Source organism: uncultured Phascolarctobacterium sp. (genome assembly GCF_934190775.1).
Taxonomy (GTDB): Bacteria; Bacillota; Negativicutes; order Acidaminococcales; family Acidaminococcaceae; genus Phascolarctobacterium_A.
In genome coordinates this window covers 1-17,221 of the sequence record NZ_CAKPTG010000028.1, presented here as the reverse complement: position 1 = coordinate 17,221, position 17,221 = coordinate 1, and the positions used below count along the sequence as shown (strand labels likewise).

At 48.6% G+C, this 17,221-nt stretch carries 15 protein-coding genes and 3 tRNA genes; all 18 read right to left on the bottom strand.

Annotated elements, in window-relative coordinates:
- Positions 1-124: 124 nt before the first annotated feature.
- The gene (gene lysS / locus Q0G26_RS11145; protein ID WP_366517774.1) at positions 125-2,095 is read right to left on the bottom strand and encodes a lysine--tRNA ligase; all 1,971 of its coding nucleotides are present in this window, start codon (positions 2,093-2,095) and stop codon (positions 125-127) included.
- Between the two features lie 17 nt (positions 2,096-2,112).
- A complete protein-coding gene (gene greA / locus Q0G26_RS11140; RefSeq protein ID WP_293830655.1) occupies positions 2,113-2,589 on the bottom strand; it encodes a transcription elongation factor GreA in 477 nt (158 codons plus the stop codon).
- 86 nt (positions 2,590-2,675) lie between these two features.
- Positions 2,676-3,761 (bottom strand): NAD(P)-dependent oxidoreductase, encoded by a 1,086-nt coding sequence (locus Q0G26_RS11135; RefSeq protein WP_293830654.1) that lies wholly within the window; start codon positions 3,759-3,761, stop codon positions 2,676-2,678.
- Between the two features lie 9 nt (positions 3,762-3,770).
- Entirely contained in the window at positions 3,771-4,697 is a 927-nt protein-coding gene (locus tag Q0G26_RS11130; protein WP_293830652.1) for a quinate 5-dehydrogenase, read from the bottom strand.
- A 58-nt stretch (positions 4,698-4,755) separates the two neighbouring features.
- On the bottom strand, positions 4,756-5,763 hold the full coding sequence (gene dusB, locus Q0G26_RS11125) for a tRNA dihydrouridine synthase DusB (RefSeq protein WP_293830650.1): 1,008 nt from the start codon (positions 5,761-5,763) through the stop codon (positions 4,756-4,758).
- A gap of 94 nt (positions 5,764-5,857) precedes the next feature.
- Entirely contained in the window at positions 5,858-6,634 is a 777-nt protein-coding gene (locus Q0G26_RS11120; RefSeq protein ID WP_293390355.1) for a type III pantothenate kinase, read from the bottom strand.
- Positions 6,635-6,755: 121 nt separating this feature from the next.
- Positions 6,756-7,754, bottom strand: coding sequence for a biotin--[acetyl-CoA-carboxylase] ligase (locus Q0G26_RS11115; RefSeq protein ID WP_293830648.1), 999 nt, complete (start codon positions 7,752-7,754; stop codon positions 6,756-6,758).
- Between the two features lie 193 nt (positions 7,755-7,947).
- A complete protein-coding gene (locus Q0G26_RS11110) occupies positions 7,948-8,436 on the bottom strand; it encodes a hypothetical protein (protein ID WP_293830646.1) in 489 nt (162 codons plus the stop codon).
- A gap of 10 nt (positions 8,437-8,446) precedes the next feature.
- The gene (locus Q0G26_RS11105; RefSeq protein WP_293830644.1) at positions 8,447-9,037 is read right to left on the bottom strand and encodes a hypothetical protein; all 591 of its coding nucleotides are present in this window, start codon (positions 9,035-9,037) and stop codon (positions 8,447-8,449) included.
- Between the two features lie 127 nt (positions 9,038-9,164).
- Positions 9,165-9,250: transfer RNA gene (locus tag Q0G26_RS11100), tRNA-Leu, on the bottom strand.
- Between the two features lie 159 nt (positions 9,251-9,409).
- Positions 9,410-9,495: transfer RNA gene (locus Q0G26_RS11095), tRNA-Leu, on the bottom strand.
- Positions 9,496-9,524: 29 nt separating this feature from the next.
- A tRNA-Leu gene (locus Q0G26_RS11090) sits at positions 9,525-9,610 on the bottom strand.
- Between the two features lie 109 nt (positions 9,611-9,719).
- Positions 9,720-10,346 (bottom strand): lytic transglycosylase domain-containing protein, encoded by a 627-nt coding sequence (locus tag Q0G26_RS11085; RefSeq protein ID WP_293830641.1) that lies wholly within the window; start codon positions 10,344-10,346, stop codon positions 9,720-9,722.
- Positions 10,330-10,938: a dephospho-CoA kinase gene (gene coaE / locus Q0G26_RS11080; protein ID WP_293830639.1), complete on the bottom strand. Its 609-nt coding sequence runs from the start codon at positions 10,936-10,938 to the stop codon at positions 10,330-10,332. The genes Q0G26_RS11085 and coaE overlap by 17 nt, the downstream gene beginning before the upstream one ends.
- A gap of 17 nt (positions 10,939-10,955) precedes the next feature.
- Positions 10,956-11,768: a bifunctional DNA-formamidopyrimidine glycosylase/DNA-(apurinic or apyrimidinic site) lyase gene (gene mutM, locus Q0G26_RS11075; RefSeq protein ID WP_293830657.1), complete on the bottom strand. Its 813-nt coding sequence runs from the start codon at positions 11,766-11,768 to the stop codon at positions 10,956-10,958.
- Positions 11,769-11,807: 39 nt separating this feature from the next.
- Positions 11,808-14,405, bottom strand: coding sequence for a DNA polymerase I (gene polA / locus Q0G26_RS11070; protein WP_293830636.1), 2,598 nt, complete (start codon positions 14,403-14,405; stop codon positions 11,808-11,810).
- A gap of 191 nt (positions 14,406-14,596) precedes the next feature.
- A complete protein-coding gene (locus Q0G26_RS11065; protein ID WP_293830635.1) occupies positions 14,597-15,211 on the bottom strand; it encodes a hypothetical protein in 615 nt (204 codons plus the stop codon).
- A 490-nt stretch (positions 15,212-15,701) separates the two neighbouring features.
- Positions 15,702-17,063 (bottom strand): O-antigen ligase family protein, encoded by a 1,362-nt coding sequence (locus tag Q0G26_RS11060; protein ID WP_293830633.1) that lies wholly within the window; start codon positions 17,061-17,063, stop codon positions 15,702-15,704.
- Between the last annotated feature and the right edge of the window lie 158 nt (positions 17,064-17,221).

The following is a 17,221-nucleotide window of genomic DNA, read 5'->3' as shown; positions in this document are numbered from 1 at the left end:
TATTTAAGTTGTAAAGAGTAATTTTACAGATTTCAGGGTGCTAAATTATTAAAAACCCCAAAACTTGACAAAGAACCGAAAAAAAGGCGCTATGCTTTCGCATAGCGCCAAAATATCTTTAGTTTTAGTGCAAACGTGCACCAGCCGGGATACGCTTATCTACCATAATAAGGTTCAGCTTCTCTGCGCCTTCCTCTTCATGGATAGCAGACAGCAGCATACCGCAGGAGTCAATACCCATCATTTTGCGCGGCGGCAGGTTAACAATAGCAACCAGAGTCTTGCCTACCAGCTCTTCAGGCTCATAGAATGCATGGATACCGCTCAAAATTACACGATCGGTACCGGTACCGTCATCCAGAACAAATTTCAGCAACTTTTTGCTCTTGGGTACAGCGGTACATTCTTTAACCTTAACAACACGGATATCGGACTTGCAGAAGGTGTCAAAGTCAACATATTCTTCATAGGCAGGCTCAATAACAACCTTAGAGAAATCGATAGTTTCCTCCTTAGCCTCTTCTACGGGTGCAGCAACAGCAGGAGCCTGCATAAAGTCAGGCTTCTCGCTTACAGCCTTGCCCAACGGTTTCATGGTCGGGAAGAACAGTACGTCACGAATGGTAGAGCTGTTGGTCAAAAACATTACCAGACGGTCGATACCAATGCCTAAACCACCTGTCGGAGGCAGACCGTATTCCAGGGCGTTGACAAAGTCCTCGTCCATCATATTTGCTTCTTCGTCGCCGTTAGCACGTTCTTCAACCTGCTTTAAGAAACGCTCCTTCTGGTCGATAGGATCGTTCAATTCGGTAAAGCCGTTGCAGATTTCGCGGCCATAGATATAAGCCTCGAAACGATCGGTGATTTCGGGGTTTTCCGGGTTGCTCTTTGCCAGCGGAGAAATTTCTTTCGGGTGACCGGTAATAAAGGTAGGCTGAATCAGCTTATCTTCAACATATTCTTCGAAGCAGGCGTTGATAATTTTGCCAATGCCAAAGGAAGGCTCAATAGCCACATTCAGCTCTTTAGCAATAGCGCGTGCTTCTTCCAGATCGGTTACGTTAGTAAAGTCCTTGCCGGAATATTCTTTTACTGCCTCAATCATGCTCATACGCTTCCAGGGAGAAGCCAGCTCAATTGTAGTGCCTTCATAATTGATAGTGGTAGTGCCAAGAACCTTCTCAGCAGTCTTAACAACAACCTCTTCAGTCAGGTCCATCATATCGCGGTAATCAGCAAATGCCTGATAAATCTCTACGCTGGTGAATTCCGGATTATGACGGTTATCAATGCCCTCGTTACGGAATACGCGGCCCATTTCATATACGCGGTCCATACCACCAACTATAAGGCGTTTGAGGTACAGCTCAGGCGCAATACGCATATAAACCTGCATATCCAGAGCATTATGATAGCTGATAAACGGACGTGCAGCAGCACCACCTGCGATGGTGTTGAGAATAGGGGTTTCTACCTCCAGGAAATCATGGCTGTCGAGAACCTCGCGTACACTTCTGATAATCTGGCTGCGTTTTACAAAGGTATCACGCACTTCCGGATTAACAATCAGATCAACATAACGTTGACGGTAACGGGTTTCAACGTCCTTAAGTCCATGCCATTTTTCCGGCAGCGGACGCAGGGATTTGGACAGCATTTCTACGGAACTTGCTTTGATAGATAGCTCGCCCATATGGGTGCGGAAAGCAGTACCGGTAATACCTACAGTATCTCCGATATCCATCAGCTTAATCAGCGCATAGTTTTCTTCACCGATAACGTCCTTACGTACATATACCTGGATACGGCCAGTCTTATCCTGCATATCCATGAAGCAGGTTTTGCCGTGGCCGCGGATAGCCATAATACGGCCAGCCATTTTTACTTCAGTTTCTTTTTCGGACAGCTCATCGAACTGCGCAGCGATATCTGCTGCACGATGAGTGTACAGGAAGCGATAGCCGAAAGGCTTCCAGCCATGCTCCTCAATTTTATGCATCTTGTCAATGCGGACCTGCATTTGCTCGTTGATTTCGTTTTCAGTAAGCACTGCAGCTTCTTCTGTATTAGGTTTATTCTTTACCTCTGCCATTGTCGCCCTTCTCCTTATTATTTAATTTCCACGATTTCGTAGGACAATTCACCTACAGGGGTTTTAGTGATAACAACATCATGAACCTTGCGGCCCAGAATAGCTGCACCTACAGGGGATTCGTTGGAAATACGGTTTTCGAACGGATCTGCTTCAGTAGTACCAACGATAGTGTAGGTTTCTTCATCACCGGTTTCTACGTCCTTCAGCAGTACAGTAGAACCAAGAGATACAACACCTGCTGCTTTGCTGGCACTGTCATCGATGATGGTAGCAGTTTTAATCATCTGCTCCAGCTCCAGAATACGGCCTTCGTTTTTACCTTGGTCTTCCTTTGCCTGATCGTACTCGGAGTTCTCGCTCAAGTCGCCCTGTGCTCTTGCTTCTTTCAGACGTTCAACGATTTCTTCACGGATTTCGCCCTTACGTTGAGCTAATTCTTCTTGTAATTTTCTTAAGCCTTCAGCTGTTAAAATAGTTTCTTTGCTTGCCATGTTCCTGCTCCTTTATCATTATTTATATAAAAATTTACTTAAACGCATATACTGATTATAATAGTTGCCGGATTTACTTGTCAATATCAGCAGCCATGCACTGCCAGCGCATGCTGGGCATTATGCTTGACTTCCTCAATATGCTGCGTAGAAACAGCACGTTCAAAATTACGGAAGCCCGCCATCTTGAAATTATGCTTATCTGCCAGCTGAGAAATAAGATTAATCTTGTTGATATCCAGAGATCTGCCCAGGGAGAAGTTTTCATAACGGCCATCCAGTGCCAGAATCATAGTTTCTGCCATGCATGCATAGGATGTATGCGGCGGGAAGCCGAAGTTGAAATGAAAATCTACGTTACCGGGCACGTTAATGACGCCACCTTCGATTACCAGCACATCGTTACGCTGCAGCGATACCTCACGCGATACGTTACGCGGACGCGCAACATCGCATACTACAGCGCCAGGCTTCAGGTCGCCAGGCTCAATCAAAAAGTCCAGCGCGCTGGTTACGGTAATAACAATGTCAGCCTCCTGCAGAGATGTGCGAATATCCTGGCTTACGGCAACCTCGCAATGATTTTGCTCAATAAGCTCCTGCGCCAGCTCCTCCAGCGGTCCCATGTGACGGGCAACAAGTGTAATATGCTTAACCTCTTTGGCCAACAGACGTACGGAAGCAGCACCAATCGAGCCGGTAGCACCAACTACGACAGCACGACATTCCTTCAGGTCCTTGCCCATCATTCTGGCAGCCTGCTTAGTGCCCTGGATAGCGGTAGCAACGGTATAGCTGTTACCGCTGGTAACTGCTATATCCAGATTTTTGGCTACAGTAATGCCTGCATCACCGACAATAGAAGTGAAAGCACCCAGGCCGACAATCTTGGCTCCCAGCTCCTGAGCAACCTTGCCGGACTCGATGATTCTGTCCATAACAAATTCCTCAGGCAGTTCCACCATCTGCTTAGCAGTCAGCGGACAGCCGATAAACCAGCCTTCAGCTTCAGCATAAGGACTCTTGATGCCGGTAATATGTGAAACCTTGAACGGCTTCTTCATTTTCAGACAGGCTTCGATTATCGGATTGGGGATATACCTCATCAAAGGTGATAAATGTTCCATATCCTGCAGGGATAATGGATGTAGAATAAAAGCAAATTTTTCCATAAAAACAAACTACTCCTTCGTACCAAAGTACTCAACAGAAGATTCTATATGATAATGCTCTAAAAGCTTCAGATATTCATCCGCCGTGAGCGGTCCTTTACCGCCGTGCAATGCAACCAGCATGGCCTCCATAACATTGGTGCCAAAGCTGCGTCCTTGAATACAGGGAGTTGTCGTAATCAGCATTTTGATTCCCGCCTCCTGCAGCATCACTCTATCAGCAGCAGTAACTGTATTAGTAATAATCGTTTTTCCCGGCAGCTTATCCGGCATAAACTTTTTTATATAATGAAAATCACCGGCAATGATATCGTTCTCCAGAAAATATTCCGGATGACGCACTACCCGCGATTCCTGGTCCTTGCCCATGGGGTAAAACCAGCTTACCGGCAGCTTGGTAATTAGCGGCGCCAGCAGCGCTGCCCACCAGGCAAGCGCCTTCAGCGAATATAACGGCTTATTGACATTCAACCCGAAAATGAGGTCGCCAAAGGTTACCTTAGCGCCTGCCTCCAGCAAGGCCTCCGCCATACCGAAGCGGTCCACGCCGCAGACCATCAGCACCTTGCTGGCCTTTATCGGCACCTTGCCGCCGGCCGCAAGCGTTTTAATCAGCTTCCGCTCCAACGAATTTTTCAGGCCGCTGCCATCCAAAACCGGTGTTTTTTTTACATTAGCAATCAGATGAGCCGATTCACGGAAGGTATAACGCTTTTTTCCTGCATAAACATATAAATCCGTACCACCCAGACCGATGGCATCCGCTTTGCCGTCCCAGCGCTCCAGGAGCTGACGTGCTCTGTCAAAATCGCCGTCGGTTCCCCGGCGTTCGATGCTGATTTTGCTTCCTCCCAGTTCCAATATGGCGCCGGCATCACGTTTAGATGACCCCAGACTGATACTTACTACATGTTTTGCTTTGTTAGCTGCTTCCATGTTTTTAACTCCCTAAATGCTTCTTTTACAAATTATTATTTTAACATATTTGTGCGTCTTAGACAATGTCAGATGCAAAATGTTTTTCTGTTTCATAATAGCGATGCGCGCATTCGCTGTATTCTGCCAGCAGCTCCGTAAACTGCTCCTGCGTATCAACCTTATGAAAGCGTCCTCTGAATTCTGCAGCATGCGGCATACCTTTAAGATAAGCAGAAATATGGCGACGCATCTCCTTGACCGCAACCACTTCGTTCTTGTAATCGATAAGCATAGCCAGATGCTCTGACGCCTGCGCCAGACGCTCCTTCAAAGAAGGCGGCTGCGGCAGCGGCTCGCCGCGCAGTGCTGCCGCCAGTGCGGTAAACAGCCAGGGGTTGCCGTCAGCGCCGCGTCCGATCATCAGGCCGTCGCAGCCTGTCTGCTCCAGCATCCGCAATCCGTCTGCTACCGTAAAGATGTCGCCGTTGCCAAACACAGGCACCTTCACGGCCTGCTTCACGTCAGCAATAATGCTCCAATCGGCCTTGCCCTCGTAAAACTGTTGGCGTGTACGTCCGTGTACGGCAACAGCGCTCACGCCTGCTGCCTCCACGGCACGCGCAATCTCCACCGCGTTGCGGTTGGCATCGTCCCAGCCCGCGCGAAACTTTACCGTCACCGGAATCTTGACAGCCTTCACCATCGCCGCCAGAATATCATGCGCCAGCTGCGGATTCTTCATCAGCGCCGAGCCTTCACCGTTATTGACAATCTTCGGCACAGGGCAGCCCATATTGAAATCAATCATATCAGCACCGCTGGCCTCTACCATGCGTGCAGCCTCCGCCAGCTCCGCAGGCACGCTGCCGAACAGCTGGATGGCCGTAGGGCGCTCACCATCATCAATGCGCAGCATTTCGGTAGTCTTGACGTTTTTATACAGCAGGCCCTTGGCGCTAACCATCTCCGACACGGTCATACCGCAGCCCAAACGGCGGCAGATCAGGCGGAACGGCAAATCCGTAATGCCTGCCATCGGCGCCAGCGCCAACGGTGCAGACAGCTCTATATTACCAATATTCATAAAAATAACTCCTATCGAAAAAAGCTGCCGCGCAGCAAAACGCTACTCACGACAGCTTCAACTTTTTTCACGAGCGACGGAATCAATCCTGCTCTTATTTAGCGTTTTTTTCGTACAGAATGCGCAGACCATCCAAGGTCAGGAACGGTTCTACAACATCAATACAATCAGATTCTGCAGCCATAGTATTGGCAAAGCCGCCGGTAGCAATAACATAAGCATCGCCGCCGAGCTCCTTCTTCATATGGTTGACAATGCCCTCCATCTGACCTACGAAGCCGTAAATAGCACCTGCCTGCATAGAGCTTACAGTATTGCGGCAGATTACGGATTTAGGCTTAACGAGCTCGATACGCGGCAGCTTTGCCGCACGTTGGAAGAGCGCTTCTGTAGAAATGCCGATGCCGGGCGCAATAGCACCGCCCAAGTATTCACCTGTCGGCAGCAAAGCACAGAAGGTGTTGGCAGTACCGAAATCAATGATAATCATCGGTCTGCCCAGATGACTGAATTTATGGAAGGCTGCCACAGCGTTGACAATACGGTCTGCACCAACCTCCTTGGGATTATCGTATTTAATGAAAATGCCGTTTTTAACGCCGGGTCCTACAACCATCGGTTTAATACCGAAATAGCGCTCACACATGTGGCACAAGGGAATCAGCACCGGAGGCACAACACTGGAAATAATGACGGAAGAAATCTTATCCATTTCCACATCACTATAAGCAAACATGCTGCGCAGCATAATACCAAATTCATCTGCAGTTTTAGAACGGTCTGTAGAAAAGCGCCAGTGTACCTTTAAAGTCTTATCCTCGAAAACACCGGCTACGATGTTTGTATTTCCTACATCCACAACAAGTAACATTCTAAGATCCTCCTCGGAAATCTGCGTTCCATTCGCAAAATACGGCATAAAAGCCTTTTTTATTTTACCACAAAGCGGAAATATTGCAAGAAGAAATTGTAGCTATTTAACGCTCGGCTTTTTACGCGTACTCATTTCCCTTAGCCTTCGCCGGACGGATAGAAACATCACCGGCAACAACCTTTTCCTTGCTGCCGTCCTCGCGGCGTACAATAAGCAGACCTTCTTCATCAATATCCTCGGCCGTACCGAAATAAGTCATATCCGGAGCAATAACCTTTACCTCCTGACCTAAGGTGCAGGAATAACGGCGCCATTCTTCAAACACCGGGCCAAAGCCTTCCTGTACCGCAGTTTCATATAAATCCTCCATATTTTTGAGGATATCGCACAACAGCTCCACTCTGGTAAAAGGCTCCGTTGCGGCATCAGCCACGGAAACAGCCAGGTCGCGTACTTCTTCGGGATAATCCTCGGGAGAAGCGTTGGTGTTGATGCCGGTGCCGATAACTACATAATTGATATGACCGAATTCGGCATTCATCTCCGTCAGGATGCCTACAAGCTTGCGTCCCAGCAAAAGCACATCATTAGGCCATTTGATAGCAGCGTGAACACCGGCGATTTTGTTGATAGCCTTAACTACAGCAACAGCTGCGAGCAGCGTACATTTGGAAGCCTCCTGCGGCAGGAACGGCGGCTTCAGCACCACGGAAAACCAGATGCCCTTCGCATAAGGGGAAATCCAGCCGCGGGATAAACGTCCCTTGCCTGCACCCTGCTCCTCCGCTACTACCAGCAGACCGTTTTCGCAGCCTTCGTTGGCCAATGCTTTAGCAAGATTGTTGCTGGAATCAACACTGTCACGGTAGCAGATATTACGTCCCAGCCATTTGGTATGCAGGCGGGACAAAATTTCCTGCGGAAACAGACGGTCCGGCACCTCGCGCAGAATATAACCACGCTTAGGCACAGACTCAATCTCGTAGCCCTCGTTCTTCAATGCCTGGATATGCTTCCAGATAGCAGTGCGCGAAACCTCCAGCTCCTTGGAAATCTCTTCACCGGAAACCGGTGTCCCCTTACTGTTTCGCAGCAGCTCCAAAATACGTTTACGCATATATATCATCCTCTCCGATTCTCTTAATACTCTTCGTTATCAGTCTAAAGTATGTCTGTACAGACACTCCGATATGCAAAGAGTAACACTAGGTTAACCAAAAGTCAAGTCTAAAGTGAACGATGCCTTCGATAAAAGTAAAAAAGCAGCAGCTCATAATGAACTGCTGCAAGCGTTATGTGTCGGAAATCTCCTAATACCACTGGCTCTGCACACGCACCCAGGCACCGGCTCCGCCCTTGCTGCGCACCTGCAGCCACGTGCCTTCATCAACCGGCTGCAGCAAGGCCTTGTCAACATCCAGCTTAGCAGTTGCGCCCTTCACCGTCTGCACCTCAATAACGCAGGGAGTATTCGCCTTATCCATACGTGCTTCCGCCAGCTTATAAACATCGCCCTCACGCAGCTGATATTTAGTGCGGTTTTTATCCTCTACTATCTTAGTCTGCAGCACCTTTACTGCCGTAGGCGCTGCAAGCTCCAGCTTATCTGTCACATCCAGTTCCTCGCCCTTACTGAAGCTATCCGCCAGCTGCGCAGTCACGGAAGGCTCCTTATAAAAGCAGTCGCCCTCCTTCACGCTGTAGCTTCTGTCCTTCAGCCCCAAAATATTCATACCAATGGCAAAGCCTGCCAGCAGGCAGAGCAACGCCACAATTCTCGTTACCAGCTTATTACTCATCGTGCCCACCTCACATCAGCTTCGCATCCGAAAGCTCATTATATTTTACAAAGCCCGGCTTACCATTGAATTCAACCTTTTTCCACTGACCAACATACGGAAAGCGCAACATATTAGTAGAAAAATCAAGGTCATATTCTTTATCGTCAACATAAACACGTCCCCTGGTTTCACCATTACCTTTGTCTGGCTGCAGAATCAGCACCTGCGTGCCTGCAGGAATAATATGCCGTCTTCCGAAAAACCTGCGGAACTGCAGTTGCTGCTCCACAACAGCATAGCGTTCATCCTTATCCTGGCTGGAAACTGTATCGACATAATCAACCTTGACTCCCGCAGATAAATAATCAATAACCTTACCGCGTAACCCTGAAGGATCACTGTACATAGCAGCCTTATCACGCTGCACAATACACTGCTGTCTGCCGCTTTCCACCTTGGCATAATGCAGCTCGCTCGTAAGCCTTGCCGCATTATAATGCGTCGGAGTCTTATTGCCGCTCCAGGCATAGCCGGCACCGGCGATAAAGCCTATCAGCAGCGCCGCCACACACACAGCTACAGTCTTTTTATTGATATTCTGCAATTGATCAAATGCCATAAGCACACACTCCCTTAGATAATTATTCAAGAAGCTCATACTATGCTTACATTTTCTCATACTTACAGAGCTTTCGCAAGCAAAACAAAAAAGCCCAAGAGCCCTGCTCTTAGACCTGAGATTTAAATGGTGCGGTAGAGAGGATTTGAACCTCCACGGGGTCTCCCCCACTAGCTCCTGAGGCTAGCGCGTCTGCCGTTCCGCCACTACCGCATGCTTTATGCTTTTCGTTGCCGTTGTAAGCAACATAGATATAATAACACATACTGCATGTCTTGTCAACACTATTTTTGAATTTTTTCTATAAAATTTTGAAGCCTAAAAACAAGAAAAGGACTTATGCGTTAACATAAGTCCTCAATAGTTCAACATTGGTGCGGTCGGTGGGATTTGAACCCACACGGGATTTCTCCCACCACCCCCTCAAAGTGGCGTGTCTGCCGTTCCACCACGACCGCGTCTTTGGGATAAAGTTCATAAATAAAAATGGTGCGGTAGAGAGGATTTGAACCTCCACGGGGTCTCCCCCACTAGCTCCTGAGGCTAGCGCGTCTGCCGTTCCGCCACTACCGCATGCTTTATGCACTTCGTTGCTGTCATAAGCAACATAGATATAATAGCATACTCTGACGCGTTCGTCAAGTAACCTGACGAAAATTTTTCTAAAAAAGTTTCTGCTCTATTATTTCAGCTTATCCTTATAAAGCAGATAATATTTATCCCGATCCTGCAGCACCTTGGCAACATATTCACGTGTATCAGGATAAGGAATAGCCTTCACATCATTGAAATTATAGTCCCAGCCATTTTCCTGCATCCATTCATGCGTCTGCCCGCGCCCCGCATTATAAGCCACCATCAGCAGCACCAGGTTATGCTGGAATTCGTGCTCCAGCTCGCCCACATACCAGCAGCCCATGCGAATGTTCGTCCTGGTCTGGTACAAATCGCTGTCCTGATAATTCTTCAGTCCCATCTGCTCAGCAATCCAGCGCCCCGTTTCCGGCATAATCTGCATCAGGCCAACAGCGCCCACTTTAGAAACAGCATCATGCTTAAAGTTGCTTTCATTTTTGATGATGGCCGCAACTAAAAACGGGTCCACATCGTTTTTCTTACTGTAGGTCACAATATCCTGCTGATAATCCCACATATATACGAAGCGCATCTGCACAGCATCACTGCTCCAAATCTTCCAGCAGCCAAAGCTTACTGCCAGCAGCACGCCAAACATTAGCAGCCAGCTATGCAGTCGACCAGACTTCTTGCGCCGTCTGCTGCGGACCTTGCGGTTAACCTTCACACTCATTGCTTAAAAGCTGCTCCAGCTGCACGCGCACGGCCTGCATGGTTGCCTCCTGGCTGCCGCTGTTATCAAGAACTACATCAGCATATTTTTTCTTTTCTGCCAACGACATCTGCGCCTCAATGCGCGCATTAACCTCGTCTGCTGTCATACCACTGCGCAGCATCGCCCTTTCCACCTGCTGCTGACGGCTGACAGATACCAGCCACACGCTGTCCACATTTTTGTGCCAGCCACATTCAATCAAAAGCGGCACATCCAGCACTGCTACCTTATGTCCCTGCTTGCGGCTTGCTGCCAAAAAGTCTTCTGCCTGCTGCCAGACTATTTTATGGATAATCGCCTCCACTGCCTTCAGCGCTTCCTTGTCATGAAAAATGCGCTCGGCAACCTTGGCTCTGTCCAATGTTCCTTCCTCACTCAGATATTCCTTGCCCAGTACAGCAATTACCTGTGCCAGTCCCGCGCTGCCTGCAGCTACCGCCAGGCGTGCCTCGGCATCCGCATCAAAAACCGGCAGTCCCAGGCTGCGCAGCTCCGCGGAAACTGTACTTTTACCGGAAGCAATGCCTCCCGTCAAACCAATTGTTATCATTCTTTCTTTCTCCAATCCTACCTTTGGCAATGCTCACAATAAACTGTGCCTCTGCCGCCAACCTTCGTTGTCTGCAGCAGCGCGCCGCATTTTTTGCAGGGCTTGCCGCCGCGACCGTATACCAGCAGATGATTCTGGTTATCGCCCTTATTACCTTCGCCGTCCTTATAGTCGCGGAAGGTTGTACCGCGATTTTTGATTCCCTGTGCAATTACCGCATTGACTGCCTCACACAAGCGTCCTACCTCAGCAGCGCTCAGGCTGCAGGCTTTGCGCATAGGCAGAATGCCGGACAGCGCCAGACATTCATCAGCATAAATATTCCCCAGGCCGGCAATAATCTGCTGGTCCAGAATAAAGCTTTTGATAGCCTTCTTGCTTTTTTGCACCAACGGCAACAGATATGCGGCAGTAAAGCCCTCGCTCAGCGGCTCCGGCCCCAGTGTTTCAAAGCCTTCAATATATGTATCATTATCAGTCACCAGATACAGCGTACCAAAGGTACGGATATCCGTAAACCACATCGTCACGTCATCAGAGAGTGTAAATTTGATTTTGGCATACGCCGGTGCGGGTGCAGCTGACGGCTGCGCCAACAGCGCGCCTGTCATGCGCAGATGCACTATCAGCTGCTGCTTCGGTGCAGTCTGCAGCACCAGATATTTGCCGCGTCGGCCCACGCTGCTGATGGTTTTGCCCACCAGTCCTTTAATAAAATCCTCCGGCTGAGGATATTTTATCAATCGCTCCAAGTATACCTCTACTGCTAAAATTTTCTTTCCTTCTATATGAGGCGCAAGTGTTTTGCGCACCTGCTCTACCTCAGGCATTTCCGGCACAGGTCTTCCCCTCTTTCCGTAAAGTATCTATTATTTTGTTTCCGCCCAGTCGCGACCGCAATTAACATCGGCCAGCAGCGGAATATCCAAGGTTGCAGCTCCTTCCATGGCTGTGCGCACCAGCTGCGCTACCTGCTCCCTTTCGTCTTCGGTAACTTCCAGCACCAGCTCATCGTGAACCTGCAGCAGGATTCTGCTCTTGCACTGCGCCTTATCCAGCTCGCGCTGTACGGCAATCATTGCCTTCTTCATAATATCTGCGGCAGTTCCCTGAATCGGGGTGTTGATAGCAGTACGCTCAGCAAAGCTGCGCAGGTTAAAATTGCTGCTGCGGATTTCCGGCAGATAGCGTCTGCGTCCCATCAGCGTGCTGACATAGCCTTGCTCACGCGCCTTGGCTACAATATCTTCCATATATTTTTTTACACCGGTATAGCGCTCAAAGTAGCTGTCAATATAGCCTGCTGCCTCCTTGCGGCCGACATCCAGCTGCTTGGCCAGGCCAAAGTCGCTGATACCGTATACAATACCGAAGTTAACTGCCTTCGCACGGCTGCGCATTTCGGGCGTTACCTCCTCAAGCGGCACACCGAAAACCTCCGCAGCGGTGCGGGCATGGATATCCTGACCATGGCGGAAGGCCTCCAAAAGCAGCTCATCCTGCGCAATGCAGGCCAGAATACGCAGCTCAACCTGTGAATAATCGCAGCTCATCAAAAGGTCATAGCCTGCTCCCGGAACAAAAATACGGCGAATCTGTCTGCCTTCCTCCGTACGGGCAGGAATATTCTGCAGGTTAGGATCCGTGCTGGACAAACGGCCTGTTACCGTTACCGTCTGCTGGAAGTGCGTATGAATGCGTCCCGTTTTGGGATTAATCAACGGCTGCAGGCCTTCCAAATAGGTAGATTGCAGCTTCGCCAGCTTGCGATGCTCCAGAATGGTGGCAATCAGCGGATGCTTGCCCTCCAGTGCTTCCAGCACCTTGGCATCGGTAGAATAACCTGTTTTGGTCTTTTTGATTACCGGCAGCTGCAAGCGTTCAAACAAAATCACGCCCAACTGCTTGGGAGATTTCAGGTTAAATGCTTCGCCTGCCTGCTCCTGAGCCAACGCCTCCAGCTTGGCAATGCGGTGGCCCATATCCTCGCTTAATTGCAGCAAAAGCTCCTTGTCCGGCATAATACCGGCAAATTCCATCTGCGCCAGCACCGGTGCCAACGGCAGCTCAAATTCTTCGTACAGCTTGAGCTGCTGCTGCTCAGCCAACTGGCTGCGCAGCTTGGCAGCAAGCTGCAGCATGTTTTCGCAGGGCGTCGCCAGCACGCCCGGCAGATTGCGACGGCTCAAATCCTCCAGACTATAGGAGCTGTGGCCGCTGTCGGCAACATAGCCTGCCAGCGCAACATCATCCGCTATTCCCTGCACCTTCACCTGACGGCACAGGCAGCATTTATAAAGCTCCTTGCTGTCAATCGTTATCTTTTTGCTGCTTGCATCTGCCAGCCAGCTGTCGAATTTATCCCAACAACCGCTTTGCGCGTCCAACACATAAATTTTATCGTCCACCAAAAGCTCAGCACTGCTGAAGTACAGCTCCGGCAGCTGGCCTGCTACCTGTGCATGCACTGCTACAGGCTGCTTTGCTTGGGCCAGGGCAGCAAAAAGCTCCTCTGCCAACTGCGGCGTATTTATTGCCACCTGCGGCAAGCCTTCCTGCTCAATCGCCTCACCGAAAAGGTCAAAGCTTTCCTGTGCACCGCCAAGCACTGCAGCAAAACGCTCATACATATTGCGGAACTCCAAATCCTGCATCAGTGTGCGCGCTTCCTCCTTCAGCGGCTGCAGCTCGTAGGTCTGCACAGCGGTATCAACCGGTGCCTCCGTACAGATTGTTGCCAGCTGCTTCGACAGCAGGGCAGATTCCTTGTTTTCTGTCAGCTTCGTCTTCAGCGACTTGCCGGAAACCTTTTCGATATTCTCCAATACAGTTTCAACATTGCCGTATTCCTTAATCAGCTTCATGGCTGTTTTGGGGCCAACGCCCGGAACGCCGGGAATATTATCTGATGTATCGCCCATCAGGCCCTTCAGCTCAATCAGCTGCTTAGGCTGCAGGCCCTCGTAATTGGCAGCAAATTCCGCCTCATCAAAAATCTGGATATCGCTGATACCGCGCTTGGTATAAAAAACCTTGGTACGCTTATCGATAAGCTGCAGCTCGTCGCGGTCACCGGTTACAATGATAACCTCAACCTCCGGCGGTGCCTGCACAGCAAAGGTGCCGATGATATCATCGGCCTCGTAATCGTCCAGCTCCAGCGTTTTGATTCCCATGCACTCCAAAACCTTCATTGCCAAAGGAAACTGCTCGCTCAGCTCGCTCGGAGTAGGCTTACGCTGCGCCTTGTACTCCGCATACAGCTTGCTGCGGAAGGTTTTGCGCGATTTATCAAAGGCAACTGCCATATAACGCGGCTTCACCTCATCTAAAAGCTTCAGCAGCATATTGCACAGGCCGTAAACTGCCCCTGTATGAATGCCCTGACGCGTAGTCAGCGGCGGCAGCGCAAAAAACGCTCTGTGTATCAGGCTGCTGCCATCTATTACTAAAAATTTATCTGCCATAATCGCTCCTCCTCTATGCTGCTCACATAGAATAAACATTAATGTAATTATTATATCATAGCAAGGCAAGAAAATATGTAACTAATATGTAAGAAAGCCCAAAGTTTATACCGGCCTTCAGCATCTGCCGCTGCATTATAAAAAAAGCGCAGAACCACCTGCTATTTTGGTTCTGCGCTTGAGAATCTATATTAAAAATACAACTTTTCCTTAGGATAAGTGCTATGCAGCAATTGCCGCAATCCCCTAAAATCATCTGATTTAAATGGCACCAGCATATACTTGTTTTTCAAATAAGCAAGAAAATCCTGCAGATTAGCACATTTGATATAATGCTCCTGCGAATCATCATTAATATATTCACCAATGACGTTATTAATAAGCTGAATAGTCTCCGGAGAAACTCCGGTATCCGGTACAAGATATAATTGCGAAATAATATTGTTGAAGCCATAGGCCATAGGCTTGTGCCAACGGCTCTGCGTCAGCATAAACAAGCGGGCAAAGGCGATAAGATTACGCAAGCTCCGATTAGCAGGGTGCACATTAGCGTCTGATTCATTATCCTGCTCAAAGGCTGTCAGCTTCGGTGGCACCGGCATCTCCCAGGCTTCCAGCAGTCTGAGGCCCATTTTTTCAGGAAAGACCGGATAATAGACAAGCCTTTTTTCCAAATCACAGACCTTGAGCATGATAATGTTATCTTTCAGGAAATGGTCACTGCCATTAGCGTTATAAACAAGGCTCCAGGGTGGCAGCTCCTCATATGCTTCTACACTAACATGATACTTAGTATTTAATGCCAAAGCATGGGCCCAGCTTTCACAATTATCTCTATGAAAAGCAATAGTTTCTTGGATACTCGGAGGATTACACTTATGCATTACATCACGCCTTCCGTATTTATTATTCTTTACCAAATTCATCAATATATAAGGACTAAAGATTCCTCCTTTCAAATACCCTAAGCAAGCTTTTTCTTATACCTGGCTTGGTATAAGCTGCACCGCCTTAAATTCGTTTGATTCTTTACTATTTTCTGAAAAAAACGCTGAAAAATATAACTCCCTGCGATTTTGTAAGCAATCACAGGGAGTAACGATAACTCTTATCATCTGCAAGTAAGAATTTTCCAGCAACTGTTTCACAAATGTAATTATACTACTAAACAATGCATTTGTCTAGCGCTTTCTAAAAGAATTTTTAATATTTTCTTACTTATCATTAATATATGTTCCGTTTTTTACTTCATTCTCATTATGAATATTAAATATTCCTTATAGTTATATGTTTTGCTCAATCGCACTGCTCATTCAGGCGTGCGCAAAGCAGTGTCAAACAACCTAAGGTCCAAAACAGTAATCCCATTTGGGTATTAAAGTAAACGTGATCTGTTAAGCCACCCACAATAATGCCTACTGTTGCCAACACATAACCGCGTCCCATCGCCTTCAGCCACAGGCTGCGTCCATGATAGGCCAGCTTCCAGCCTGCAGGCAGAAAAATGCCGAACCAGATAACAAGAAAGACCAACAGGCCATGTGCTCCCAGCTCTGCCCAGATATTCAGGAAAATATTGTGGCAGTGGTACATGATGACGTTTTTATCCGCCAGATAGAAATTGTACGTGGGATAAACAAAGCGATAGCCATACCAGCCTACACCTAGAGGAAATTCTTCAATAATCCACTTAGTGCTCTTTAAATACGCCATGCGCAGCGCAATCGAGGTATCACCGCCATAGCCGCCGCGGATAGATTCCAGACGCTGCAGCACCGCCTGCCCGCCAAGCGCCAGCGCAGCAGCACCGCCGCCAAGGATAGGGATAAAGGCCTTACGACAGAAAAGTACGCAGAAGGCCAGCAGCATCACGGCGCAGGCCACCCAGTTACCGCGTGAATACGTATAAAGCAGGCAGACTGCTGCCAAAAGTCCCGTTGCCAAAAAGGCCAGACGCCATTTTTTATACGCCTTTGTCTGGTTGAAAAAGGCTGTGCTGTATGCCACCACCAGCACCAGGTAGCCAGCCAGGATATTAGGATTTACCAGCGTAGAGAAAACGCGCACCTTCAAATCCGGGAACTGCGCCGGGTCCACCCAAATACCTTCAGCCGTAACGCCAAAAATCTTCTGCGCTATGCCAATCGCACTCACCAGCAGCGATACGCTTAAAAAGGCGCCGATGAGCTGCAGCGGACGCGGTAAATTAGTGAATAGTTTGTAGTAGTTAGTGATTAGTGAATAGTGGTTAGTGTTTAGTGAATTGTTTTTAGTGTTCTGTTTAGTGTTCGCCAAACCTTCACTATCCACTATACACTTTTCACTATTTCCTACCGAGGCGTAGCGCAGCAGCACAAAAAACAGCGCCGCATACTGGCCTACAACATATACCAGATTCCAAAAGGACAAAAACCTGTCCAGGGAAAAATATACCGAAACAACTGCAATCAGCAGCAGTGCATAAAACGCACCCTGCTGCCACGGCTTCAGTACATTTTCCTGCTGCGGACGCCCCTTAACATGCGACACAAGCACTGCACTGATAAAGGTCATCGCTACGCAAAAGGAGGTGAATTCCTGCTCCAGCGGAATAACTGCCACGGTAAACAGCAGCATATACCATATTTTATTTTCGAGATAATTTGCCAGTTTTGTCATGATACACCCTAACAAAAGATTCTATTTTCTAAACGAGCCATTAATATATCGCAGCGCAACATTTAATTGCGACGCAGATACGCCCCCTTCCGCCTCGCTACGCTCGGCACCTTCCCCGAGGGGCAGGCAAGAAGGTTAGCAAACAGCCTTAACGAGCA